Here is a 23,501-nt window from a genome sequence, read left to right as displayed (position 1 = left end):
CGACTGTGCGCCGTCTTCGGTGCAACTTCATCGCGCCGATTTTCATTCAGAAACATTGGAGGTGACAGAATGAGTACCTTGACAATACACCCGTCAGTGGACGCCGGCGTCAAGAAGGGCACCCCCGGCTTCACCGGCGGCACGCTCCACTGCCAATGCCCGAGCGACAAAGTCGAAGTCCGGGTAGAGAGTAACGTCGCGCACAACCACATTTGCGGCTGCACGAAATGCTGGAAACCGGCTGGCGCAGCTTTCGCAATGATAGGCGTGGTGCCGCGCGACAAGGTCACGGTCACCGCTCATGCCGAGAAGCTTCAGATCGTCGACGAGAAAGCGGCCATCCAACGTCATGCCTGCAAGGCGTGCGGAGCGCACATGTATGGCCGGATAGAAAACCGTGACCATCCGTTCTACGGTCTCGACTTCATTCACGTCGAACTCTCCGATGAAAGCGGCTGGGAAGAGCCGCGCTTTGCGGCCTTCGTCTCGTCGGTAATCGAAGCTGGCGGCGCGAAACCGGAACAGATGGAGGATGTGCGCGCACGGCTCACTGAGCTCGGACTCCCACCGTACGACGCGCTCAACCCGCCGTTGATGGACGCGATGTCCACGCATATCGCCAGGCGCACTGGTGTGCTGAAGTAGTGCAACTCAGGGCGGCTCGTCCGTACCGATCCGCCCGTCCACAGGATTCGCAATGGAGCGGATAGCGTGGCAGCTATGCGGTATATGTGGCAGCCTTTAGCTGTCCCGCCCCGCATCCGATGCACGGGCTCAGGGGGCGTGCAACCGCGATCGCCAGTCGAAGCTCCGTAGCGATTTGCTGCGACAGTACCGCGAATACGCCGACGCAAAATGTCATACGTTTTCCGGGCAATCGTTCGCATGGGAAGGGTACGCCATGACGGGACTTCGTTTTCTTGCCGCCCTGCTGGTTGGGATCTCGGTGCTCTCGTCGTTGTCGCCGGCGCGAGCCGAGCCGGGACAGAGTGCGTCCGCTGCCGCACCCGCATCATCGCCCCCGGCCGCTGTCGCGAAAGCCCGCCGGTTGAACCTCGCGGTCAAACCGTGGACCGGCGACTTCGACGCGATGCTCGAGCGCCGCATGATCCGCTTTCTCGTGCCGTACAGCCGGACGCTGTACTTCGCCGACAAAGGTCGAGAACGCGGGTTGACCGCTGAACTCGCACGAGACTTCGAACGTTACGTCAACACCCGCTACGCCAGCCGGCTCGGCAAACGCCCGGTCACGGTCTTTCTGATTCCGACAACCCGGGACAAACTTCTGACGAACCTGCGGGCCGGTTTGGGCGATATCTCGGCGGGCAACCTGACGGCGACCGATGAACGACGCAAGCTTGTCGACTTTGTTGCGCCGCGTGACCGCAAGCCGGTCCGCGAACTGATCGTGACCGGTCCTCGCGCTCCGGCTATCGCCACGCTGGACGACCTCGCGGGAAAGCAGGTGTATGTACGCAAGGTGACGAGTTACTACGAGAGTCTGACCGCGCTCAACGACCGGTTCAGGAAAGGAGGCAAGCCGGTCATGCAGATCACGCTGCTGCCCGACGCACTCGAAGATGAGGACATACTCGAAATGCTAAATGCGGGGATGCTCGGCATCGTGGTGGTCGACGACTGGAAAGCAAAGATATGGGCCCAGGTTCTGCCCAAAATCAAGGTCAGGGAGGATCTGGTGGTACGCAGCGAAGGCTATGTCGGTTGGGCGATCAGGAAGAACAGCCCGCAGTTGCAGGCTGCGGCGACCGATTTCTATAACGAGTTCGCCAAAAAGCAGGGTGTCATCGACTATCGGCTCGCACAGTTCATGAAGCGTATCAAGCAGGTCACTGATGCTTCAGGTGCTGCGGAGCGCAAGCGTTTCGAAGAAACACTGACCCTCTTCGAGAAGTATGGCAAGCAGTATGGCTTCGATCCTCTGATGCTGGCCGCCCAGGGCTACCAGGAATCGCAGCTGAACCAGTCGGCGCGCAGTCACGTTGGCGCGGTCGGCGTCATGCAGTTGATGCCGGGAACAGGCAAGGAAATGGCAGTCGGAAACATTGGTGTAACCGAATCAAACATCCATGCGGGCACCAAATACATGGATCGGCTGATGACACGCTACTTTCAGGACGCGCACTTCGATGACACCAATCGTGCATTGTTTGCGTTCGCGAGTTATAACGCGGGGGCCGCCAATATTGCCAGGATGCGCGCGGAAGCCACCGCACGTGGACTGGATCGGGACAAGTGGTTCAATAACGTCGAGATCGTAGTCGCGGAGAAGATCGGCATCGAAACCACGACGTATGTACGCAACATCTACAAGTATTACGCCGCATACCGCTTGATCGTCGATGCGCAGCAAACGCGCGACAAGGCGATTCGCAACATGCGTCCCGGCGGTTGATCGTTGCCGGTGCGCAGCCGACGTCCGAATGCCCGATCGCCCCGCGCGCGAATGACGTACATGGCCGCGTCTTGACCGTCCAGGTCGCCGACATATGTTGCGCTGATGCCGAGCGCGGCCATCACTTCTTGCAGGGTTGCAACGCCAGGCCTGAAGTTCGACATCTGCTCAGGCCTCACTTCGACCCCGGCCGACATGCAACCGCGCGACCTCGATCGGCAGGACGGATAGACACGCGGCGCTGGCGTGACGCTCGCCTCAAGCGGCGAGCGCGGCATCGACCGCGGCAACGTAGTGCCGAAAGCCAGCCTGCAGCACCTCGGTTCGCACGCGCCCGAGCTCGCTTCGCACGGCTTCGTCCGCGTGCTCCCGCAGGGTGCGCGCGAGCACGCGGCCGCGCGCCGCGAACAGCTCGGCCCAAGGCAGCGGTTCGCGCCGCGTGTAGTCCTCTAATGCCGTCACGTAGAGCAGCACGCCGGCCGGATCGCGGGCCGACAGCATCGCTTCGATGGCGTCGCGGTAGAACCAGAGGTGGTTGTGGCCGACCGCGCCGAGGCGCAGGAGATTCTCGCCTTCCGCCAGCAGCCGCGCACGCTCGTCGTTCTGGTCGACCGCACGGGCAAGAGCGCCCAGGACCTTCGGCCCGCAGAACTGCGTGCCGACTTCGCGCGAGATCGCGAGCGCCTCGCGAAGCGCTTTCACCGCTTCGCCGCGGCATCCATCGTCCAGCCATACGCGTGCCTGCATTTCCAGGTTCTGCGCTTCGAATCGGCGCGCGCCCAACTGCCGGATCACCCGCATTTCCTGCTCCAGATGAAACCGCGCAGCCTGCACATCGCCTAGCTCGTAACAGGCGAATACGCCGAGCGTCTCGCCCAGCAATTGCGCGCGCGGCTGCCCGATCAGCTCGGCGGCGCGCGCGGCGGCAACGGCGTCTTCGCGCGCCTGCCGCGCGTCGTTCAGATAGATGCGGCTGAAGCCCTGCATCGAACGATTGGCGACTTCGATGCGGCCGAACCCGTGCTCGCGGCTCAACGCCACGCAATCGCTGAAATGGCGGAACGCGGTCTGCATCCGCCCCTGCGCGTACGCGGCATCGGCGAGGCCGCCGAGCGCGCGGGCCTCCGCCTCCGGCAAGCCGAGGCGCCGCGCATAGGCGAGCCCGCGTTCGTGCTCGGCGCTGCAGGCATCGATTTTCCCGAGCGGAAAGAGGATGTTGCCGCGCAGATGGTGAAGGCTCGCGAGCTCGGCCACCCGGTCGTCGCGCTCCGCGATCCGCTGCGCGGCCGCGAGCAGGTGTAGCGCTTCGTCGAGACCTTCGCTCACGCGCAGGCCTTCCGCAAGCCCGAGCTGACAGCGGCACAGACTCGCGTCGTCGGGGGCGGCCGCCAGCGCGGCGCGATAGGTAGCGGTCGATCCCGCGATGTCGCCGAGGTCGCGCTGGAGCTCGCCCTTGCAACAGCTCAGGGCGTGCCGGTCCGCATCTGTCTGCGCGATCTCGAGGCCCCGCTCGGCGAGGCGCAGCGCGGCCTCGACCAGGTGGGCCGTGCGCTGCGCGCCCGCGGCGTCCAGATAGGCGCGCGGCGCGTGTTCGTCCTCGGCGCGGTCGAGATGCTGGGCGTGCAGCGTGGAGTCGCCGTGCGCGAACCAGTCGGCCGCGCAGCGGTGCAGCTCGCGCCGGCGCGCGCGCAGCAGCGTCGAGTACGCGCTCTCCTGAATCAGCGCATGGGCGAACAGGAAGTCTTCGCCCTCCGGCAGGACGAGCGCATTGGCGAGCAGGCCGTCGCAGACGTAGCCGGGATCGTCGATGAGCCGCCGCAGCAACGCGATGTCGAAACGCTGGCCGATCACGGCGGCCGCCTGGAAGGCCAGGCGGTCGTGTGGCGCGAGCCGGTCCATCCGCGCGAGCACGAGGCTGCGGATCGAGGCGGGCACGGCGCTGCCGCCGCCCTCCTCCGCGTTGCGCAATAGCTGCTCGAGAAACAGCGGGTTGCCGCCCGCGCGCTCGATGCAGGCGCGCGCGACACGCTGCGTCGCGTCGATGAAGTTGCCCGCGAGGCTCAGGGCCTCGTCCTTTCGCAGCGGTCCGAGATCGATCGTCGCGAACGGGGTGTCACGGCAGCGCGCGCGCCACGCCGCATCGATCGGATCGCCTTCCACGCGCGAGGTCGTCACGAGGAGGCCCGGGCCGTTCGCGATGCCCGAGGCGAAGGCCGCGAAATAGTCGAGCACTTCGGGGTCAGCCCAATGCAGGTCCTCGACGACGATCAGCGTCGCCGCTTGCCTGCACGCGTCCTCGGTCAGTCTTGCAGCAAGCGCCTGCTTGCCGCGCTTGCGCGCGCCGTGGTCCATCGCGTCGTAGAGGGCTCGCCATTCGCCCGCGAGCGGAAGATCGAGGAGATCGTGGAGAAACGCTAGCTGCTCGGCCTTGACGACGCCCTCAGCGGCGAGACGCGCGGCGGCGGCCTGGCGCGCGTCGCTCGATGCGCCGGCCGGCAGGCCGAGCAGGCTGCCGACGATCGCGTGCACGGGGTCCTGCCCCTTGCCCACGCCGAAGTCGAGCACGAGGCCCCGATGGATCGCGAAGCCCTGCGACTGCGCGTAGCGGCGCATCTCGTCGACGAGGCGCGTCTTGCCGATGCCCGCTTCGCCGCGCACCAGGACCACGTGGCCGGCCCGCCTCGCGACGCACGCGTGGACGATACCGTGAAACTGTTCGAGCTCCGCCTGGCGTCCGACGAAAAGGCTCTGACTCGCCTTCGCCGATTCGCTCGCGATGGCACGCAGCCGCCATGCCCGCACCGGCGTATCGATGCCCTTGAACCGCTGCTCACCGATCGCGTCGCAGACAACGGCATCGCCGAGCGCGCGCGCCACGTCATCGGAAAGCCAGGTCTCACCGGCCGCCGCCGCGATCTGGAGCCGCGCGGCCAGGTTCACCGGATTGCCGGTCACGGTGTAGTCCCGCGCGTCGACGCAGCCTAGCGCGCCCGCGACCACCTCGCCGCTCGCAATGCCGACATGTGCCTGCAACGTCCGCCCCGCTTGCGCGCTCAACTGGGTCAACGCGTCATGGATGTCGAGCGCCGCGCGGGCCGCGCGCAGCGTGTCCGTCTCGTGCGCGCGGGGAGCGCCGAACAGCGCCATCACCGCATCGCCGATGTGCCTGTCGGTCGTGCCGCCATAGGCGAGCACGATGCCGTCGACGAGCGCCGTGTAGCGGCCGATCAGTGCGCGCAGTTCCTCCGGATCGAGCGTGCGCGACAGCGCCGTGAAGCCGCAGAGATCGGCAAAGAGGATCGTGACCTGCCTGCGTTCGTCCGCGGGGGTGTCCACGGCGAAGGGCGCCCGCGCCGCCGGCTGGGCCGCGGTCGCCGAGTCCCGCGCGGCGGCGGCGAGGATGCGTTTGCGGTGGCCGAGCGACTGCACCCCGAGCTCCTTCAGGTCGCCATCGGTCAGCTGCGCGAGCAGCGACAGATCGATGTCGTTTGCCGCGAACGCTAGCGCGTACTGCTCAAGTCCCAGGACGTGCAGCCATTGCTCGATATCCATGTTCGCCGCCTGCATGCAATGCCGGGCGGCGCGCGCCGCTCTGCCGCCCGGGTCCGCTTACGGTTCCTTCCCATGGGCTCAAAGCGCAGACGAAAAGCGCGCGCCGCTTGCCGATGCGAATGGCCCCGAGCCTGTCGGGGATCGTGCCGATGAATACCCAGTGTAGGCGTCCGCCACGGCCCTCGTATGGCGTTTGACACGCTTTCGATCGAGGACGGATACTGGACGGCTCCCTATCGCGCCTCCGCATTCCACCGGGAATTCACGTGAAGCCGGGCAAGACCGTTTCCATCTCCGACGTCCCGCCACGCTCGCGCGTCGCGGGGCTGCCCGGCGATCTGGCGGCCGGGGCGATATCCGCGCTCGTCATGCTGTGCTACGCGATGAGCCTCGGCACGATGATCTTCAGCGCCGATCTCGCCCGCTACGCGATGCTCGGCGTGCCCACCGCGCTCGTCAGCTGTGTCGTCACGGCGCTGGTGATTTCCCTGACGAGCTCGATGCGACTGAACATCGGCGGCCCCGACAGCAATGCGGCGGCGTTTCTCGCGGGTGTGGCGGCAGGCGTCGCGAGCAGCGTGCGCGCGGACGGCGGCTCCCCGCAGACCCTCCTGCTGACCGTGCTGATCGCGATCGCGCTCTGTTCACTCGTGACCGGCATCGTGCTCTACGCGATCGGTTCGTCAAAGCGCAGCCGCTCGCTGCAGTTCCTGCCTTACCCGGTCCTCGGCGGCTTCCTCGCCGGCACGGGCTATCTGCTCCTCGCCGGCGCGTTCCGCGTGCTGACGGGCGAGTCCCTGCAATGGCAGACGCTCGTGCTGTTGACGCATCTTCACTGGCTCGCGTGGCTCCCCGCGCTCGTCGTAGGGGTGCTGGCCACCATCCTGATGCGCACCTGGAAGCACGTCGCGGCGCTGCCGCTTACGCTCGCCTTCGGGATCGTCCTCTTCTACGTCCTGCTGCGCGCTGCGGGCCTCTCGATCGACGAAGCGCGCGGCATGGGGCTGCTGCTGCCGCGCGTGGCGCTGCGGCTCTCGGGGCTTCCGGAGCTGCACCTGACAGCGCAGCTCGCGCAGGGTGGCATCGACTGGTCGGCGATCGCCGCACACCTTCCGGAGAGCCTCATCGTCACGTCGGTCTCGGCTGTCACGATCCTGATGAATTCGACGGCAATCGGCGCGGCGACGGGCGAGGAAGTCGATCTCAATCGCGAGATGCGGGCCGCGGGCCTCGCCAATCTCGCGAGCGGGCTTCTGGGCGGAATGGTCGGCTACCAGTCGTTCAATCGCTCGATGCTCAACGCGCGCGTTGGCGCGACGAGCCGGCTGGCGGGCGTGTTCGCGTCGCTCGCGTGCCTCGTCGTGCTTGCCGCGTCGCCCGGTCTCGTCGCGCTCTTTCCCGTGCCGGTGCTCGTCGGCCTCCAGCTTTTCATGGGGCTGCGCCTCCTCGTGCAGTGGCTTGTCGGCGCCTATGCGAAGCTCAATTGGTACGAGTACCTGCTCGTGCCCGTCATACTCGGCACGATCGCGGCCTGGGGCGTGATCATCGGCGTGGTCGCGGGCGTCGTCGCCGCCTGCGTGATGTTCACGCTGCTCTACGGGCGGGTTAGTTGCATACGCATGGAATTCGACCTGCTCACCCGGACATCGAATGTCGAGCGCAACATCGAGGAGACCGAATCGCTGTGCGGACTCGGCGCACAGGTGTGCGGAATGTGCCTGCAAGGATTTCTCTTCTTCGGCACGGCCAACTCGATTCTCCACCGCATACGCGAGCGGCTCGCCGCGCGCGAACCGGCGTCGGTCCGATTCGTCGTGCTCGACTTCGCGTCGACCCAAGGCATAGACGCGTCGGTATCGATCAGCTTCGTCAAACTGCGGCAGCTCTGCGCGGCGACCCACGCAGACTTGATCTTGACCGCGCTGCCGCCGCACTCGCGCGATCTGCTGACTAAAACCGGCACGCTCAATCTGCGGATTCGTGAATTCGACACGCTCGATGCGGGCCTGGAATGGGTCGAAGACCAACTGCTCGCCTCAAACGCGCTGGCGCCGAAACGCGGTGACGACCTCCACGCGATGCTCGCGCGGCATTTCACGGCCAGCGCGCTGGACACCCTGTCCACCTATCTCGAAGTGCATGAGTTGCTAGCCGGCCAGCCGCTGTTTCGTCGCGGGGAGCCGGGCGACGCACTCTACATCATCGAGCGCGGGCGGGTCGCGGTTTCGCTGCCGCTCGGCAACGGGCGGTCGGTGAGGCTGCGCGCTTCCGGCCCGGGCACGGTCGTCGGCGAAATGGCCGTGTACACGCAGCAGCCGCGCAGCGCGGACGTGTTCGCCGAGGTGCCGACGCGCGTGCGCAGGCTGTCGCTGGCCGCGCTCGTTGCGCTCGAGCAAGACAACCCCGCAGCCGCGCAGCAGTTTCATCGCTTTCTGGTGAAGGTCATCGCGTCGCGGCTCACCCTCGCCACCGAGGCTCTGCGCGCGGCCTATTGAGCGGTGGGCGGGGACGGTGTTCGGGTAATTGCCGTGGCGCTTCGGAGGCGACCGACGCGCGGTCGGCGTGTATAGCGAGGCGTGTAGCGATGATATGAGAAGCTGCTTAAGCGGCGAGAGTCCGCTATCCGATGGTACGTGACGCTTGAATGCCCACCGCCAGACATGATTCTGGCGAAGACCCCGACGGACTGCGCTGCCCGCTCCAGAGCGCCAGACCATCGGCTCAGCAACGGCGCAGAAACCGCGCTTGTCCGGTGACTCCGAAGGCGGTTGCCGCTGTGCCGGTCCATACGTTCGTATCATGGGAATCCGGCCGTCTTGGCACTACGCTTCCCAGTGAAGCGTTCATCCTGGACGCTGGCGCTCTTCGCTATCGAGAACGCCTCACACCAGGCGGTCCCTATGGGTCCTCTCCAGCTTGTTTCGATTGTCGACGACGACGAGTCTGCCCGCCTCGCCACCGAAAGCCTGGTGCACTCGCTGGGGTGGCCGACGCGTACCTTCGATTCGGCCGAGGCATACCTGCAGTCGATGCCGCCGGCGGGCACCGCCGGGACGGGGTGCCTGATTTCCGATGTGCGCATGCCCGGCATGTCGGGCATTGAGATGTTCGAGCACCTGCTCGCGCTCGGCGCTGCGCCGCCGACGCTCCTCATGACAGCCTTTCCCTCCGATGCGCTGCGCGCGCGGGTGGCCGCGACCGGCGCCTTGGCCCTGCTCGAAAAGCCGCCCGACGCCGCCACGCTCGAGCGCCATCTGACGCGTGTGCTCGGCACGCCATGATCGAAATCCGTCGCCGTCGCAGCTTGCGTCTCGGGCGGTGAGCGTGACGTGAGGCGTTCGCGAGACTCGTGACGGCGCCTGGTGACGACGTGGCTCTACGCCGCGTGCCCCCGTGAGATGGCCCGGTTCACCCTGCGATCAGACCGCGCTCGCTACGAGCGCAGCACCTCCGTGCTCGCCTGCGCGTTCTTCCTGGTCGGCAGCGTGAAGCGGAAGACGGCGCCGTGCGGCTCGTTCGGCGCGGCTTCGAGCCTGCCGCCGTGCGTCTCGACGATGGACCGGCTGATTGCGAGGCCCATGCCCATGCCCTCGGCCTTCGTCGTATAGAACGACTGGAACAGGCGGTTGAGGTGGCCGGGGTCGATACCGGTGCCCGTGTCGCGTACCTCGACCATGGCAGTGTCCGGGTCGGCCCTGGCTGTGCTGATCGTCAGCTCGCGCGGCCTGCCGTGCACGCCGGTCATCGCTTCGATGGCGTTGACGATCAGGTTCATCAGCACCTGTTGCAACTGCACACGGTCACCCTTGACGAGGCGGACGTCATCCGAAAGATCGTTGCGCAAGCCGACGCCGTTGCGCAGCAATTCGGGGCGCGTCAGCGCCACGACTTCGCCGACAGCTTCGTTGAGATCCCAGTGCTCGATGCGTGGCGGTACCTTCTTGACGAGCGCGCGTACGCGGCTCACCACCTCGCGGGCCCGGTTGGCGTCCTTCTCGATGCGCGTGAGCGCCTGCCGGACTTCCTCGAGCACCGGCGGCCGGGCATCGAGCCAGCGCAGGCCCGCGTTCGCACTCGTGACGACGGCGGCGATCGGCTGATTGACCTCATGGGCGATCGACGCGGTCATTTCGCCGACCACCAGGACGCGGTTCAGTCGCGCGAGATCGGACTGTGCCTGCTGCAGCGCCTCCTCCATCCGCTTGCGTTCGCTGATGTCGATGTTGGTTTCCAGGATCAGCGCGGGTTGTGCGGCATTGTCGCGCTGGAGCGACCAGCGGCTCGTTACGACGACGGACGTGCCGTCCGCCTTGCGGTTGATGAGCTCGCCCTCCCAGCGGCCTTCGCGCAGCAGCCTGGTCATGATCTGCTCGAGCGGCGTGACGAACGTCGTTTGCAGGAGCGTGGGCGCGACAGCGCCGAGCGCCTCGGCGCCCTTGAATCCATACAACTCCTCGGCGCCGCGATTCCAGTAGAGGATCTTGCCGTCCATGTCGCGCGAGAAGATGGGGTCGTGCGTCAGGTCGAGGAGATTCGCCTGATTGCGCAGCGTCGATACCGTTTGCTGCGCGTGCAAGGCCAGGGCCGTCACGACGCCGATCGTCACGATGCTGATGAACTCGTTGATGAGGGTCTCCACGCTCGGGCGGGCGGGCGGCGCGAGCGCCCAGCTCAAGACCGTGAGCGCCACGCAGCCGAGTCCGACAAGCACGACGTTTCGCGGCTTGCAAAAGCGCGCGGCGATCAGCACGACGACCACATAGAGCGTCGCGACGGCGATGTCGAGCAGCGTGGCCGTATCGGCGATGAAGATGACCGCCGCCAGCGCGGCGGTCGCGACAGCGAGTGTGACGGTGGTCTTGCGCGGCGAGCGCCTTTCGTCTGTCATCCCGGCTCCAGCTCGATGCGTTTGATCGGCACACTGGTGTGCAGCGTGGGCGACTCACGCTTGCGCATCTCTCCCGGCATCTCCCGGCTGGGAAAAAACCAGGCAAGCGAGTTAAGTATAGGAATGTTGACTATCTCCTTACAAGCGGAGCGTTGCCGTGCCTGGCACTGGCGCGCCGGCGCTCTGCTCTCGCGCGTATTTCGATCCGATCTTTCTGCGCCGCATTGCTATCCGCGCTTGAAGATGGCTCGGGTCGCGGGGCGAGATCCGGCGTGACGGGCTCTTGCAGTGCGCGCGATATCAGCGGCCAACAACGCCAGGGGCGCAAGGCCAGCGACGACACGCGCGAGGACAGCTACGCGGTCCATGGTATGCGCGCCGCGATTCACACCGACGCTCCAGTTTCCAAAGCAATCGGCGAGAACGGCAATCAATGCCGCCACGATCCATGCGGCAACTCCACATCCCGCTGTGCCGTGGCCAATCCCTCCAGCATGCCGGCGCGGTCGAACGGAATGCAATACACCGGCTTGGCGCGCTCGAAGCGCCAACTGTCCGCCAGCGCGCCGGCATCGACGGGATCGAAACCGAACTGATCCAGCAACCCGCTCACGACGCGTTTGGCGTGCTCGTCGTCACCGGCAAATGGCAGCGCGCGGCGCTTCGGCGTATGAGGCGCTGAGCCATCGGTTTCGAGATCCCTCGCCAGAATCGCGTTGAAGGCTTTCACCACGCGAGCGCCAGGCAAGGCGGCGGCAAGCATCTGGCTGGTGGTCGTGGCGTGACTGTCGAGCGCCTCGATCCGGCCGTCGCGCTCGGGATAGTGATTGCACGTGTCGATCACGATCTTGCCCTCCAGCTCCGCTGCCGGCAGCGCGTCGATGTTGCCGAACGGCACGGCGACCACCACCACCTCGCCGAACGACGCCGCCTGTTGCGCCGTACCGAGCGCGCACCCTATCGCCGCAGCCGTGCTGATCAGCGTCCGCGGGTCGCGGGAATTGCTGATCATGACTTCGTGACCGTTCTGCTTCGCCAGAGTCGCCATCGCGCGGCCGATAAAGCCCGCGCCGAGAATGCCTATCTTCATGTTTCACACTCCATGCATGTCCGAGAATCACTCCGCCGAGCACCCGCCCGACGGTGAGAACCACTATGATTCAAAACTTCAACGGAATAAATGTCCACAATTCGACGGCTGTCGAAATCAGGAGTGGGGAATCATGGATCGGCTGACCAGCATGGCGATCTTCGTCAAAACGGCGGACAGCGGCTCGTTCGCCGCGGCGGCGCTCGCGTTCGGCATCTCGTCGCAAATGGCCGGCAAGCATGTCAGCACGCTCGAAGAGCGCGTCGGCGCCCGTCTGCTGAACCGCACCACGCGCCGCCAGAGCCTCACCGAAATCGGCCAGATCTTCTACGAGCGCTGCAAGGCGCTGCTGGCCGACGCCGCGGCGGCCGAGTCGGTGGCCCAGGAACTGTCGGCGTCGCCACGCGGACGCTTGCGTATTACCGCGCCTGTCACGTTCGGCGCCTGCTGTCTCGCGCCGATGATCACGCGCTATCTGAAAGCGCATCCTCAGGTGCGGGTCGAGTTGACGCTGACCGACCGCTTCGTCGATCTGATCGACGAGGGTTACGAGGCTGCGATCCGCCTCGGCGCGCTGTCGGATTCGTCGCTGATCGCGCGGCCGTTGATGCCTTACCGCCTGGTCGCCTGTGCGTCGCCCGGCTATCTGGCGGAACGCGGCGAACCGCGCACGCCGCAAGAACTGACGGCGCACGAGTGTCTGAGCTTCCTCTATACGAGCATGCCGGCCGACACCGCATGGCGTTTCGCCGACGCTCAGGGCGAGCACGTGGTGCCGATTGCCGGCCGCTTCGAGGCCAATGACGTGAAGGCGCTGCTGGCCGCCGCGCTCAACGGCGGCGGCGTGATGCTCGCACCCGAAGTGGCGGTCAGGGACGAACTCGCGGCCGGCCGCCTCGTGCGCTTGCTGTCCGGCTATGAGGCCACCGCGCGGCCGATGCATCTGGTATTCCCCGCCAGCCGCGTCACGCCGAAACTACGCGCGTTCATCGACCAGGTCGTGGCCGAATTCGGCCCGCACAACGCGTGAACAACGCGCAAAAGAGCCGCAAGCAAATGCTTGCCACACGCCCGTGACAACCCGCCAATCTCGCCGCATTGCCCGCTAGAATGGCCGGCTTTGCCCGCTTCGGGCGCGCCACAAGGCAAAATACGGGTTTTGCGCGCGCAAGCCGCGCCGCGCATCCGGCCAAATCAGATGCCGGCGGCACGCACGCCGCCGGCCTTCGCAAACTCGCACGACGACGGCCCGCCCAAGCCCTGCGCGGCTTGGCGGCCAATCGCGTGCGGCGCAGCCAGGACAGCTCGTCCTTTAACAGAGCACCTCAGGAGCATTTATGACCGATTCGAACCCATCCTTCCTCGGCAGGATTTCCCTGGCCGTGGGCACGTTCTTCCGCATTCTCGGCGATGGCGAATTCGCCGCCGGGGTCTTGCGTTTGCGTGACGGCGGCGTGACCGCCAGCGCCGCGCCCGCCCCGGCTCCCGCTCCGGCACCCGCACCACAGCCGGCGCCCGTGCTGAAGGAAGCGAGCCCCGACGCCGCGTTGCAACTGCTCGGCCTGCTGCAACGTGACGCGCGCTTCATCGATTTCGTCGAGGAAGACATCAAGAGCTACAGCGATGCCGACATCGGCGCGGCGGCGCGCCTCGTGCACGACGGTTGCCGCGCGACGCTGCGCGAGCACTTCACGATCCGCCCGGTGCGCGACGAAGCCGAAGGCAGCCGCGTCACGCTGGCCGAAGGTTTCGACGCCGCTTCGATCCGCCTGACCGGCAATGTCGTCGGTAAGGCGCCGTTTAACGGCAGCATCAGCCATCGCGGCTGGCGCGTCGAAGAAGTGCGTCTGCCGAAACTCGCGGATAGCCACAACGCGAAAGTGATCGCACCGGCCGAGGTGGAGCTATGAGCGACGCACGTCAATCACGCTACGCCATCGGCATCGACCTCGGCACCACGCACTGCGCGCTGTCCTACGTGGATACCACCGCCAGCGACGGCGAAAAGACCTCGCAAGGCGTGCTGCCGATCGCGCAGCTCACGGGTCCCGGCGCGATCGACAACCTCGATCTGCTGCCCTCGTTCCTCTATCTGCCGCATCCGGACGAACTCGCCTCGGGCGACCTCTATTTGCCGTGGACCGGCCAGCGCGAATTCGCGGTCGGTGAATTTGCCCGCAGCCGCGGCGCGGCCACGCCGATCCGGCTGGTGTCGAGCGCGAAGAGCTGGCTGTGCCATCCAGGCGTCGACCGGCGCGCGGCGATCTTGCCGAACGACGCGCCGCCTGAAGTCGCGCGCGTCTCGCCGCTCGAAAGCTCGGTGCGTTATCTGACGCATTTGCGCGAAGCCTGGGACCACGCGCATCCGGACGCGCCGTTCAGCGAGCAGGACATCACGGTGACGATCCCGGCATCGTTCGATCCGGCCGCGCGCGAGCTGACCGCCGAAGCCGCCGAGGCCGCCGGCTTCGGCCGCATGACGCTGCTGGAAGAACCGCAAGCGGCGCTGTATAGCTGGATCCAGAAGAGCGGCGGCGACTGGCGCAAGCAGGTCAAGGTCGGCGACATCATCCTCGTGGTGGATGTGGGCGGCGGCACGACCGACCTCTCGCTGATCGCCGTGATCGAGCGCGAAGGCAATCTCGAACTGCATCGCGTGGCGGTCGGCGAACACATTCTGCTCGGCGGCGACAACATGGACCTCGCGCTCGCGCACGTGGTCGCGCGCAAGCTGGCGGCACAAGGCACCCAGGCCGACGCGTGGCAACTGCGCGCGCTCACCTATGCATGCCGCTCCGCCAAGGAAACGCTGCTCAGCGATCCGGCCACCGACACCGTGCCGCTCGTCGTACCGAGCCGCGGCTCGAAACTGATCGGCGGCTCGATCCGCACCGAGCTCACGCGCGCCGAACTGACCCAGACGATCCTCGAAGGCTTCTTCCCGCAGGTGGACAGCGCCGCGCGTCCGGTGAGCCGCGCGCGTGCCGGTCTGACGCAGCTCGGCCTGCCGTATGCGCAGGACGCGGGCATTACACGGCATCTGGCGGCGTTCCTCGGCCGTCAAGTCGGCGCGCTGGCTGAACTCGCAGGCGTGAGCGGCATCGCGGCTGCGGAGAATGCGAGCTTCCTGCATCCGACGGCGGTGCTGTTCAACGGCGGCGTGTTCAAGTCGCCGCTGCTGGTCGAACGCATCATGAGCACGCTCAACAACTGGCTCGCCGCGGAAGGCGCGGCGCCGGCACGGCTGCTCGAAGGCGCCGATCTCGATCTCGCCGTGGCGCGCGGCGCGGCCTATTACGGTTACGTGCGACGCGGCCGCGGCGTGCGGATTCGCGGCGGCACGGCACGCGCGTACTACATCGCGATCGAATCGGCGATGCCCGCCGTGCCCGGTCTCGAGCCGCCCATCCAGGCGCTATGCGTGGCGCCGTTCGGGATGGAGGAAGGCACCGATGCCGAACTGCCCGCGCAGGAATTCGGGCTGGTGGTCGGCGAGCCGGTGCACTTCCGTTTCTTCGGGTCGTCGGTGCGTCGTCAGGATCAGGTCGGCACGCTGCTCGATTTCTGGGGCCCCGAGGAATTGCAGGAACTCGAAGAGATTCAGGCGACGCTGCCCGCCGCCGGCCGCACTGCCGGTGAAGTCGTGCCGGTGAAGTTGCATGCGCGCGTCACCGAGGCCGGCACGCTCGAACTCGAAGCCGTGCCGCGTGGCACCGACGAGCGCTGGAAAGTCGAGTTCGACGTGCGCGGCAACGCGAATGCATGAATGAGATGAAGCGGTACAGCGTCGGTATCGATCTCGGCACCAGCAACACGGTGCTCGCCTATGCGGAGGCGGGATCGCAGTCGATCAGCGTCTTCGAGATCGAGCAACTGGTGAGTCCCGGCGAAGTGGCCGCGCGGCCGCTTCTGCCCTCGGTGCGCTATCACGCGGCGCAAGGCGAACTGAACCCCGGCGATCTGCAATTGCCGTGGTCCAGTGCGAATCAGACCACCGCGCAAGCGAACGCGCAGCCGGTCGTGATCGGCCGGCTCGCGCGTGTGCTGGGCGCTCAGGTGCCCGGCCGATTGGTATCGAGCGCGAAGAGCTGGCTCTCGCATGCGTCGGTGGATCGCACCGCGCCGATCCTGCCGTGGGGCGCCGCCGACGACGTCCGCAAAGTCTCGCCGGTCGAAGCCAGCGCGAGCTATCTGGCGCACGTGCGCGCGGCCTGGAACCAGCGTTTTCCGGACGCGCCGCTCGAACGCCAGGACGTGGTGCTCACGGTGCCGGCGTCTTTCGACGAAGGCGCGCGAGCGCTCACCGTGGAAGCCGCCCGCATGGCCGGCCTGCACAACCTGAAGCTGCTGGAAGAACCGCAAGCGGCGTTCTACGACTGGCTGTTTCATCATCGCGAGCGGCTGGCAAGCGAGCTCGCGGACACGCGGCTCGTCCTGATCTGCGACGTCGGCGGCGGCACCACCGACCTCACGCTGATCGAAGTCAGCCTGCGCGACGGCGAGCCACAGCTCACGCGAATCGGCGTGGGCAATCATCTGATGCTTGGCGGCGACAACATGGATCTGGCGCTCGCGCATCTGGTGGAAGCACGGCTGCCGGGCGCGAACCAGGCGGGCGAACGCACGCGCCTGTCGGCGGCAAGCCTGTCGCAACTGGTCGAGCGTTGCCGCAATGCCAAGGAACAGTTGCTCGGCCCGCAGGCGCCCGACTCCACCTCGATCACCCTGCTCGGCGCGGGCTCGAAGCTGATCGGCGGCGCACGCACGGCGCAGGTCACGCGCGAGGAAGTCGAGCGGATCATCGTCGACGGCTTCTTTCCGGCGGTGGCTTCGCACGAACGGCCGGGCAGACCGCGTGGCGCGATCGTCGAATTCGGCCTGCCCTATGCGACCGATGCCGCGGTCACGCGTCATATCGCGGCGTTTCTAAGCCGCTTCGCCGCGCAGTCGCGTAAAGCGCTGGGCGCCGGGTCATCAGGTTCACCAGACGAAGACGCGTTGCCCGTGCCCGACACACTGCTCTTGAACGGCGGCGTGTTTCGAGCCGAAGCGCTCACGCAGCGTCTGGCCAGCACCTTAGGCACGTGGCGCGGCGAAGCGCTGAACGTGCTGCACAACGACAACCCCGATGTCGCCGTGGCACGCGGCGCGGTCGCCTATTCCCTCGCGCGCGCGGGCAACGCGCCGAAAATCGGCGGCGGCGCGCCGCGCAGTTACTTCCTCGTGCTCGATGAGACCGGCGACGGCAAGCAAGATGCCGAGCCCGTGCAACGCGGCATCTGTCTGCTGCCGCGCGGCACAGAAGAAGGCCACGAGATCCTGATCGCGGATCGCACCTTCGCGCTGCGGCTCGGGCATCCGGTGCGGTTTCACCTCGTGTCGTCGAGCGCGGATACGGTGTATCAACCAGGCGAGTTGAGCGATCTCGCCGGCGGCGACTTTGTCCGCTTGCCGCCGATCGCGACCATCGTGCAGCCGCGCGGCGCGAGCAGCGCGCGCGAGAGCGCGGTGCAGATCGCGACCTCACTGACCGAAGTGGGCACGCTCGAAGTCCACTGCATCGAACTCGACAATCCCGCGCAGCGCTGGCTGCTCGAATTCCAGTTGCGCCGTGAAGGCGCGCAAGTGAAGCTGGCGGGCGACGCCGCACCGGCCCGCCATCCGGCGCTCGACCAGGCGATCGAACACATCGACCGTTGCTTCGGCTCGCGCGCGCAGAAGGTCGATCCCAAAGAAGTCAAGCGCCTGCGCTCGCAACTCGAACAACTGCTAGGCTCGCGCGAAAGCTGGAACAGCGCGTTGCTGCGCGAACTGTTCGGCGCGCTGTGGGAACGCGCGCGACGTCGGCGCCGCTCGGCGGATCACGAGCGCCTGTGGCTGAATCTGGCCGGCTATTGCGTGCGGCCGGGCTTCGGTTATCCACTCGACGAATGGCGCGTCGCACAACTCTGGTCGCTCTTCGACGACGGCATCCAGTACGTCAACGAGAGCCAGGTCTGGTCGGAATGGTGGACGCTCTGGCGCCGCGCCGCCGGCGGACTCGACGAGAGCGCGCAATTGCGCGTGCTCGACGCGATGGCGTATCTGCAAGGCGCCGCGCAATCGCGCCACAAGCTGCCGTTCGACGTGGCGAAAACCGGCTTCACCGACATGGTTCGGCTAAGCGCATCGCTCGAACGGATTCCCGTCGAGCGCAAGATCGAGCTCGGCGAATCGGTGCTGACGCGTCTGAAGAAACCCGCTGAAAATCATCAGAGCTGGTGGGCGGTCGGCCGTATCGGCGCACGGCGGCCGTTTTACGGCAGCGCGCATAGCGTCGTGCCGCCTGAGATTGCCGAAGCATGGCTTAACGCAATCCTCGCGCTCGACTGGAAGAAGGTCGATCCTGCCGCGTTTGCCGCCGTTCAGATCGCTCGCATGACCGGCGACCGCTCGCGCGACTTGCCCGAAGACTTGCGTCTTGCGGTAGTGCGCCGGCTCGAAGCGGCCAACGCGCCGCGCGCGTGGATCACCATGGTGAGCGAGAGCGTCGAGCTCGATAACGCCGACGAAGGCCGCGTGTTCGGCGAGTCGCTGCCGGCGGGACTGAAGCTGATCGCGAATTAAGGCTCGCGCGACTTGGGCAGATCGAAACTCAGTACGGCTTCCGCCGCGAGCGTGTCCTTGCGATTCTTGAGGCTCTCCGCGAGCAGGTCGCGGAATATGAGCAGTCTGTCAGCGCCGTGCTGCGCGCGAAATTCGTTCAAGACTTCGGCGATGGCGGCCTGTTGCGTCGCCGGCGTCAACGTGCTGGCAATGTACGAACTGCCGCGCGCCAACTCCATCATGTAAGTGGTTCTGCAGAGTGCCTTCTCTGTCTCTCGAGCGGATTTTCGTCCGTTACGCATCGTTGTTTTTCTCGGTTGTCTTTTTCGTTGCGCGTACAACCAGCAGCTCTCATCTGCCGGCGAGACCAAGCGTTCTTGTGCTTCGGCCTGACGCAACCATCTCCTTCTATCTGAGCAGTTGAACCTTAAGAGAACCTTATGCGTGACGGATAAACGCTACGCGGACGCATTGATTGGATACACGCCACCGATTCGCTTGATGCGTATCGGTATGTTTTTCTGAATGCGCGTGGCGCGTTGCCTCTTCACATGCAAAAAAGGCCGGAAAAACCGGCCTTTCGTATGACGACTCGACGATTGCCTGGTAGTACTACACCTGAGCCATACCGCCGTCGACAGCCATTTCGATCCCCGTGATGAAGCTCGCGTCGTCGGAAGCGAGGAACGAGACGGCCTTGGCGATCTCGTCCGGTTCGCCGACGCGGCCAAGCGGCGTGGTCTCGCTGGCCTGCCGGCTGAAGGCGTCGATCTGCTCGTCGCTCATACCGAGTTCGGATTTGTAGGCCGGCGTGACCACTACGCCCGGCGCCACCACATTGACGCGAATTCCGCGGCCCTTCAGATCGGTCGCCCATGTGCGGGCGAATGAACGCAGCGCGGCCTTGGTCGCGGCATACACGCTGAAGGCCGGCATACCCTTGCTTCCGGCGATCGAACCCGTGATGACGATCGCGCTGCCTGGCCGCATCAACGGCAAGGCATTCTGCACCGTGAACAGCGTGCCTTTGACGTTGATGCCGAAGTACTTGTCGAACTGCGCCTCGGTAATCGCGCCGAGCGGCGAAAACTCGCCGCCGCCCGCATTCGCGAACAGAATGTCGAGCCGGTCGTGGGCGGCCTGCAGCGTACTGAACATCCGCTCGAGGTCGGCGGCTGACGAGATGTCCGCGCGAATCGCGACCGCGCCGTGGCCGATGCGCTCCACCGCTTCGTCGAGTTCCGCCTGACGCCGGCCGGTGATGTAGACGGTCGCGCCTTCCTGAGCGAAACGCGTTGCGGCGGCAAGGCCGATGCCGCTGCTGCCGCCGGTCACCAGCACGATCTTGCCGGCGTGTTTGCGGGGATTGACGTTTTCGAGTGTGGATTGATTCATGAACTGCTCCTGTGTGTGAGGTCGGTTGACCATGACGCCCAGCTTATTTCATGCACACACGGAGATAAATATGTATCCTGTGGTTTCTTTATTCACGACTGTGGATAATCTAGTCGAAGGGAGCCCACATGGATCACTTGCAGGCCATCCGCATCTTTGCGCGGGTGGTGGAAACCGGTGGCTTCGGCCGTGCGGCGCAGTCGCTGCAGATGCCCAACGCGACAGTCAGCAAGTGGGTCAAGTCGCTCGAAGATCACCTGGGCGTGAAACTGCTCGAACGCAGCACGCGCAGCGTCAATGTCACGACGGACGGCACGGCGTATTACGAACGCACGCGGCACCTGCTGAGCGAACTCGACGATATCGAGGCGACCTTGGGTCGCGACCGCGCAAGTCCGCGCGGCGTGCTGCGGGTCGATACCGGCGGCTCGACCGCGAGCGGCATTCTGATTCCCGCGCTCCCGGAATTTTGCGCGCGCTACCCGGACCTTCAGGTGCGCTTGAGCGTGACGGACCGTACCGCCGATCTGATCGCGGAGAACATCGACTGCGCGATTCGCAGCACGGCGGATGACCCCGCTTTGGTGACACACGCCATCGGCTCGCTACGCTGGACGACTTGCGCGAGCCCGGCGTATCTGGCCGAACATGGCGCGCCCTTGCACCCGCGTCAGATCGTCGATGACCGGCATGCGGTGGTCGGTTATTTTTCGGCGAGCAGCGGATTCGTGCAGCCCTTGCATTTCCTCAAGGACGGCGAGCCTCTCGTGCTCGACAACGTCCGCAATACAGTCATGGTGAGCGAGAGCAATGCGCATCTGGCCACCGCGCTCGCGGGACTCGGCATTGTTCATACGTTGGATTTCATGGTGCGGCCGGCCGTGGAGCGCGGCGATCTCGTGCCGATCCTGACGGACTGGCGGCCCGAGCCGCTGCAGGTTTATCTCGCCTATCCGCCGAGCCGCCGTTACAGCACCAAACTTCGCGTGTTCGCCGACTGGGTGAGCCAGCTCGGCGCGCTGCACGAGACTCCCTGAACGCAGAGGCGGTCTACGCCATCGTCACCTGGTTTCGACCGCCATGTTTCGATCGATACAGCGCCCGGTCCGCGCTCGCGAAACCCTCGCGATGCGCCGGCCGTGACGTTTCGCTAATGCGCGTCAACGACGCGCCCACGCTTACCGTCACCCTGCCGAGCGGCGACGCGCGATGCTCGATCGCCAGATCCACCACGCCCTGGCGCAGCGTGTCGAGCGTGTCTTCGAGCGCTGCGTGCTCCGCTTGCAACACCAGCAGGCCGAACTCCTCGCCGCCCATGCGCCCGACGATGACGCGTTCGCCATCGGCCGCCGCCTGCATCACCGAGGCTACTTTGCGCAGGCATTGATCGCCCGCCTGGTGGCCATAGGTGTCGTTGTACTGCTTGAACCAGTCCACGTCGACCACGACCGAACCCATCACGTCGCCGTCCTGCGCCTCTTTCCAGCGGCGCGTGATGCTCTCCAGCAGGAAACGGCGGTTGTACAGCTGTGTCAGCGGATCGATCGCGGTGGCCGTGCGCATCTTCAGATCGTTCTCGATCATTGCGCGCAGGTGGTAGAACACGCCGCGCTGCCCCGCGTCGAGCCGGCCGGGCGACGGGTCCATCGCGCACAACGCGCCGACGATCTCGCCATTGGGCGCGCGCAACGCAATCGCCGCATAGAAGCGCACGAAGGGATGCCGCTGCACCAGCATGCATTCGCCGAAACGCGCGTCGTCGTGCGCATCTTCGATGACGAACAGCTCCTCGTCGCGCACGGCATAGTCGGCGAGCGAGCGGGCACGCGTGACGAGCGGCATCGCCATGCCGACCTCGGCGCGGTAATGCTGGTACTCCTCGTCGAGCAGCGTGATCGCGGTGATCGCCGCGCCGGTCACGCTCTTGAGAATTTCGGCTGCGTGGGTGAAGCATTCGCGCATCACCTGATCGTCGTGCAACAGCCATTCGATGACCGACGATTCCACCTCGGGTTCGCCGGCGGCGGACGAATCGAACTGCATGCGGCTGGACAGACGGTCGTTACTGAAGGCGAGTTGCACGGCTGGGTTCCAGAATGTAATTAGCTCGTGTCAACGGCACCAGCACGCGAAACTTGAGCGGCCGTGAAGCTTGTCCGCGCGCAAGCCAGAGCCGGCCGTGCGGATCGGCGTGGGGCGCCAGGAAGTACAATTCACCCGCCGGTCACGCGCCGCCCGCGTTTGCTCAAAAAACAGGCGGCACGTCCTTTTCAACAGACAATTGCCCACACCTTCGCCGCGCTTTGTTCAAGCACGCGACGCCGCCGACCTGTTCTCATGACGACAACCGCCCAACACCGCCCGACGAGCGCCTCGCTCATCACCAACGTCCGCCTCGCCGACGGCACCCAGGTCGACGTCTCGATCGCCGACGGCCGCATCGCCGCAATCGGCGCGGGTCTGTCGCGCGAGCCCGGCGTGACGCTCGAGGACGGCGCGGGCGCGTTGCTGCTGCCGGGTTTCGTCGAAGGCCATACGCATCTGGACAAAACCAACTGGGGCATGCGCTGGTATCGCAACGAGGTCGGGCCGAAGCTGACCGACCGCATCGAAAACGAACGACGCTGGCGCGCCGAAAGCGGCCATGACGCGGGCGCGCAGTCGCTCGCACTCGCGCGCGCGTTTCTGCAGGCGGGCACGACGCGCCTGCGCACGCACGTCGATATCGACACCGACGCAGGCCTGCGTCATCTGGAAGGTGTGCTTGCCACGCGCGACGCGCTGCGCGACGTGCTCGACATGCAGATCGTCGCGTTTCCGCAATCGGGGCTGCTTGGTCGCGCGGGTACGGATGCATTGCTCGACGGCGCGTTGAACGCGGGCGCCGATGTACTCGGCGCGCTCGATCCGGCGTTGATCGACGGCGATCCGGTGGCTTCGCTGGATGTGACGTTCGGGCTCGCGGACCGTCACCACAAACCGATCGACATTCACCTGCACGAGCCCGGCGAAATCGGCGCTTTCACGCTCGGCCTTCTGCTCGACCGCGTCGCCGCGCTCGGCATGCAAGGCCAGGTGGTGGTCAGTCACGCGTTCTGTCTGGGCGCGCTGCCCGAGCGCGAACGCGACGCGTTGCTCGAGCGCCTCGCCGATCTGCGCGTTGCGCTGCTGACCACCGCGCCCGCCTCGACGCCGGTGCCGCCGCTCAAAGCCTGCCTTGAAAAAGGCGTCACGCTATTCGGCGGCAACGACGGCATTCGCGACACGTGGACGCCTTACGGCTCGCCGGACATGCTGGAGCGCGCGATGCTGATCGCGATGCGCTACGGCCTGCGCCGCGACGACGACCTCGCGCTCGCCTTCGACTGCGTGAGCAGCACGGCCGCGCGCGCCTGCGGGTTCACGGACTACGGCCTGCACGCCGGCGCGCGCGCCGACCTCGTGCTGGTCGATGCCGACACGCTCGCACATGCGCTCGTCGCGCGGCCGCCTCGCAAGCTCGTGGTGGCCAACGGCCAGATCGTCGCACGCCACGGCGCGGCGCCCGAATCCCTGAATTGAACACGACGGCGGCGCGG

General features: G+C 66.2%; 16 protein-coding genes. 10 read left to right on the top strand and 6 right to left on the bottom strand.

Annotation, left to right across the window (positions count from 1 at the left end; all coding sequences use genetic code 11):
- The first annotated feature begins 69 nt into the window (after nucleotides 1–69).
- A complete protein-coding gene (gfa, locus tag ACQKRQ_RS13345) occupies nucleotides 70–645 on the top strand; it encodes an S-(hydroxymethyl)glutathione synthase (RefSeq protein WP_427477432.1) in 576 nt (191 codons plus the stop codon).
- A 256-nt stretch (nucleotides 646–901) separates the two neighbouring features.
- Nucleotides 902–2,413 (top strand): transglycosylase SLT domain-containing protein, encoded by a 1,512-nt coding sequence (locus tag ACQKRQ_RS13340; RefSeq protein ID WP_427477430.1) that lies wholly within the window; start codon nucleotides 902–904, stop codon nucleotides 2,411–2,413.
- A gap of 258 nt (nucleotides 2,414–2,671) precedes the next feature.
- On the opposite strand, the gene ACQKRQ_RS13335 is transcribed toward ACQKRQ_RS13340, so the two are convergent.
- Nucleotides 2,672–5,965 carry an adenylate/guanylate cyclase domain-containing protein gene (locus ACQKRQ_RS13335; RefSeq protein ID WP_427477428.1) on the bottom strand — a complete coding sequence of 1,098 codons (3,294 nt, stop codon included), beginning with the start codon at nucleotides 5,963–5,965 and terminating at the stop codon, nucleotides 2,672–2,674.
- A gap of 266 nt (nucleotides 5,966–6,231) precedes the next feature.
- Between ACQKRQ_RS13335 and ACQKRQ_RS13330 the strand changes: the two genes are divergently transcribed.
- Together ACQKRQ_RS13330 and ACQKRQ_RS13325 are read left to right on the top strand one after the other, a co-directional pair.
- Nucleotides 6,232–8,460, top strand: coding sequence for an SLC26A/SulP transporter family protein (locus tag ACQKRQ_RS13330; protein WP_427477426.1), 2,229 nt, complete (start codon nucleotides 6,232–6,234; stop codon nucleotides 8,458–8,460).
- Nucleotides 8,461–8,865: 405 nt separating this feature from the next.
- Nucleotides 8,866–9,246: a response regulator transcription factor gene (locus tag ACQKRQ_RS13325; RefSeq protein ID WP_408176617.1), complete on the top strand. Its 381-nt coding sequence runs from the start codon at nucleotides 8,866–8,868 to the stop codon at nucleotides 9,244–9,246.
- 152 nt (nucleotides 9,247–9,398) lie between these two features.
- Here ACQKRQ_RS13325 and ACQKRQ_RS13320 read toward each other — a convergent pair whose 3' ends face one another.
- Both ACQKRQ_RS13320 and ACQKRQ_RS13315 read right to left on the bottom strand, forming a co-directional pair.
- Nucleotides 9,399–10,853 (bottom strand): sensor histidine kinase, encoded by a 1,455-nt coding sequence (locus tag ACQKRQ_RS13320; RefSeq protein ID WP_427477423.1) that lies wholly within the window; start codon nucleotides 10,851–10,853, stop codon nucleotides 9,399–9,401.
- 430 nt (nucleotides 10,854–11,283) lie between these two features.
- Nucleotides 11,284–11,943: an NADPH-dependent F420 reductase gene (locus ACQKRQ_RS13315; RefSeq protein ID WP_427477421.1), complete on the bottom strand. Its 660-nt coding sequence runs from the start codon at nucleotides 11,941–11,943 to the stop codon at nucleotides 11,284–11,286.
- Between the two features lie 133 nt (nucleotides 11,944–12,076).
- On the opposite strand from ACQKRQ_RS13315, the gene ACQKRQ_RS13310 reads away from it, so the two are divergent.
- The 4 genes from ACQKRQ_RS13310 (at nucleotide 12,077) to ACQKRQ_RS13295 (ending at nucleotide 18,549) form a co-directional block, all read left to right on the top strand.
- On the top strand, nucleotides 12,077–12,973 hold the full coding sequence (locus ACQKRQ_RS13310) for a LysR family transcriptional regulator (RefSeq protein WP_408282139.1): 897 nt from the start codon (nucleotides 12,077–12,079) through the stop codon (nucleotides 12,971–12,973).
- Between the two features lie 307 nt (nucleotides 12,974–13,280).
- The gene (locus ACQKRQ_RS13305; RefSeq protein ID WP_132374375.1) at nucleotides 13,281–13,853 is read left to right on the top strand and encodes a DUF2760 domain-containing protein; all 573 of its coding nucleotides are present in this window, start codon (nucleotides 13,281–13,283) and stop codon (nucleotides 13,851–13,853) included.
- On the top strand, nucleotides 13,850–15,709 hold the full coding sequence (locus tag ACQKRQ_RS13300; RefSeq protein WP_408176612.1) for an Hsp70 family protein: 1,860 nt from the start codon (nucleotides 13,850–13,852) through the stop codon (nucleotides 15,707–15,709). Before ACQKRQ_RS13305 ends, ACQKRQ_RS13300 begins: the two co-directional genes overlap by 4 nt.
- Nucleotides 15,706–18,549, top strand: coding sequence for an Hsp70 family protein (locus tag ACQKRQ_RS13295; protein ID WP_427477419.1), 2,844 nt, complete (start codon nucleotides 15,706–15,708; stop codon nucleotides 18,547–18,549). Before ACQKRQ_RS13300 ends, ACQKRQ_RS13295 begins: the two co-directional genes overlap by 4 nt.
- Here the strand turns inward: ACQKRQ_RS13295 and ACQKRQ_RS13290 are convergent.
- The gene (locus ACQKRQ_RS13290; protein ID WP_427477417.1) at nucleotides 18,546–18,926 is read right to left on the bottom strand and encodes a hypothetical protein; all 381 of its coding nucleotides are present in this window, start codon (nucleotides 18,924–18,926) and stop codon (nucleotides 18,546–18,548) included. The genes ACQKRQ_RS13295 and ACQKRQ_RS13290 overlap by 4 nt on opposite strands.
- A gap of 214 nt (nucleotides 18,927–19,140) precedes the next feature.
- The gene (locus ACQKRQ_RS13285; protein WP_427477415.1) at nucleotides 19,141–19,923 is read right to left on the bottom strand and encodes a glucose 1-dehydrogenase; all 783 of its coding nucleotides are present in this window, start codon (nucleotides 19,921–19,923) and stop codon (nucleotides 19,141–19,143) included.
- Nucleotides 19,924–20,051: 128 nt separating this feature from the next.
- On the opposite strand from ACQKRQ_RS13285, the gene ACQKRQ_RS13280 reads away from it, so the two are divergent.
- Nucleotides 20,052–20,960, top strand: coding sequence for a LysR family transcriptional regulator (locus ACQKRQ_RS13280; protein WP_132374372.1), 909 nt, complete (start codon nucleotides 20,052–20,054; stop codon nucleotides 20,958–20,960).
- Nucleotides 20,961–20,973: 13 nt separating this feature from the next.
- On the opposite strand, the gene ACQKRQ_RS13275 is transcribed toward ACQKRQ_RS13280, so the two are convergent.
- The gene (locus tag ACQKRQ_RS13275) at nucleotides 20,974–22,005 is read right to left on the bottom strand and encodes a sensor domain-containing diguanylate cyclase (RefSeq protein ID WP_427477413.1); all 1,032 of its coding nucleotides are present in this window, start codon (nucleotides 22,003–22,005) and stop codon (nucleotides 20,974–20,976) included.
- Nucleotides 22,006–22,260: 255 nt separating this feature from the next.
- Here ACQKRQ_RS13275 and ACQKRQ_RS13270 point away from each other — a divergent pair, with 255 nt between their 5' ends.
- Complete coding sequence (locus ACQKRQ_RS13270; RefSeq protein WP_427477411.1) at nucleotides 22,261–23,484, top strand: amidohydrolase family protein; 1,224 nt, start codon at nucleotides 22,261–22,263, stop codon at nucleotides 23,482–23,484.
- Nucleotides 23,485–23,501: the final 17 nt, after the last annotated feature.

It is taken from the genome of Paraburkholderia sp. NPDC080076 (genome assembly GCF_050281145.1).
In the GTDB taxonomy this organism is placed as follows: domain Bacteria; phylum Pseudomonadota; class Gammaproteobacteria; order Burkholderiales; family Burkholderiaceae; genus Paraburkholderia.
This window is presented reverse-complemented; position numbering and strand designations above follow the sequence as displayed.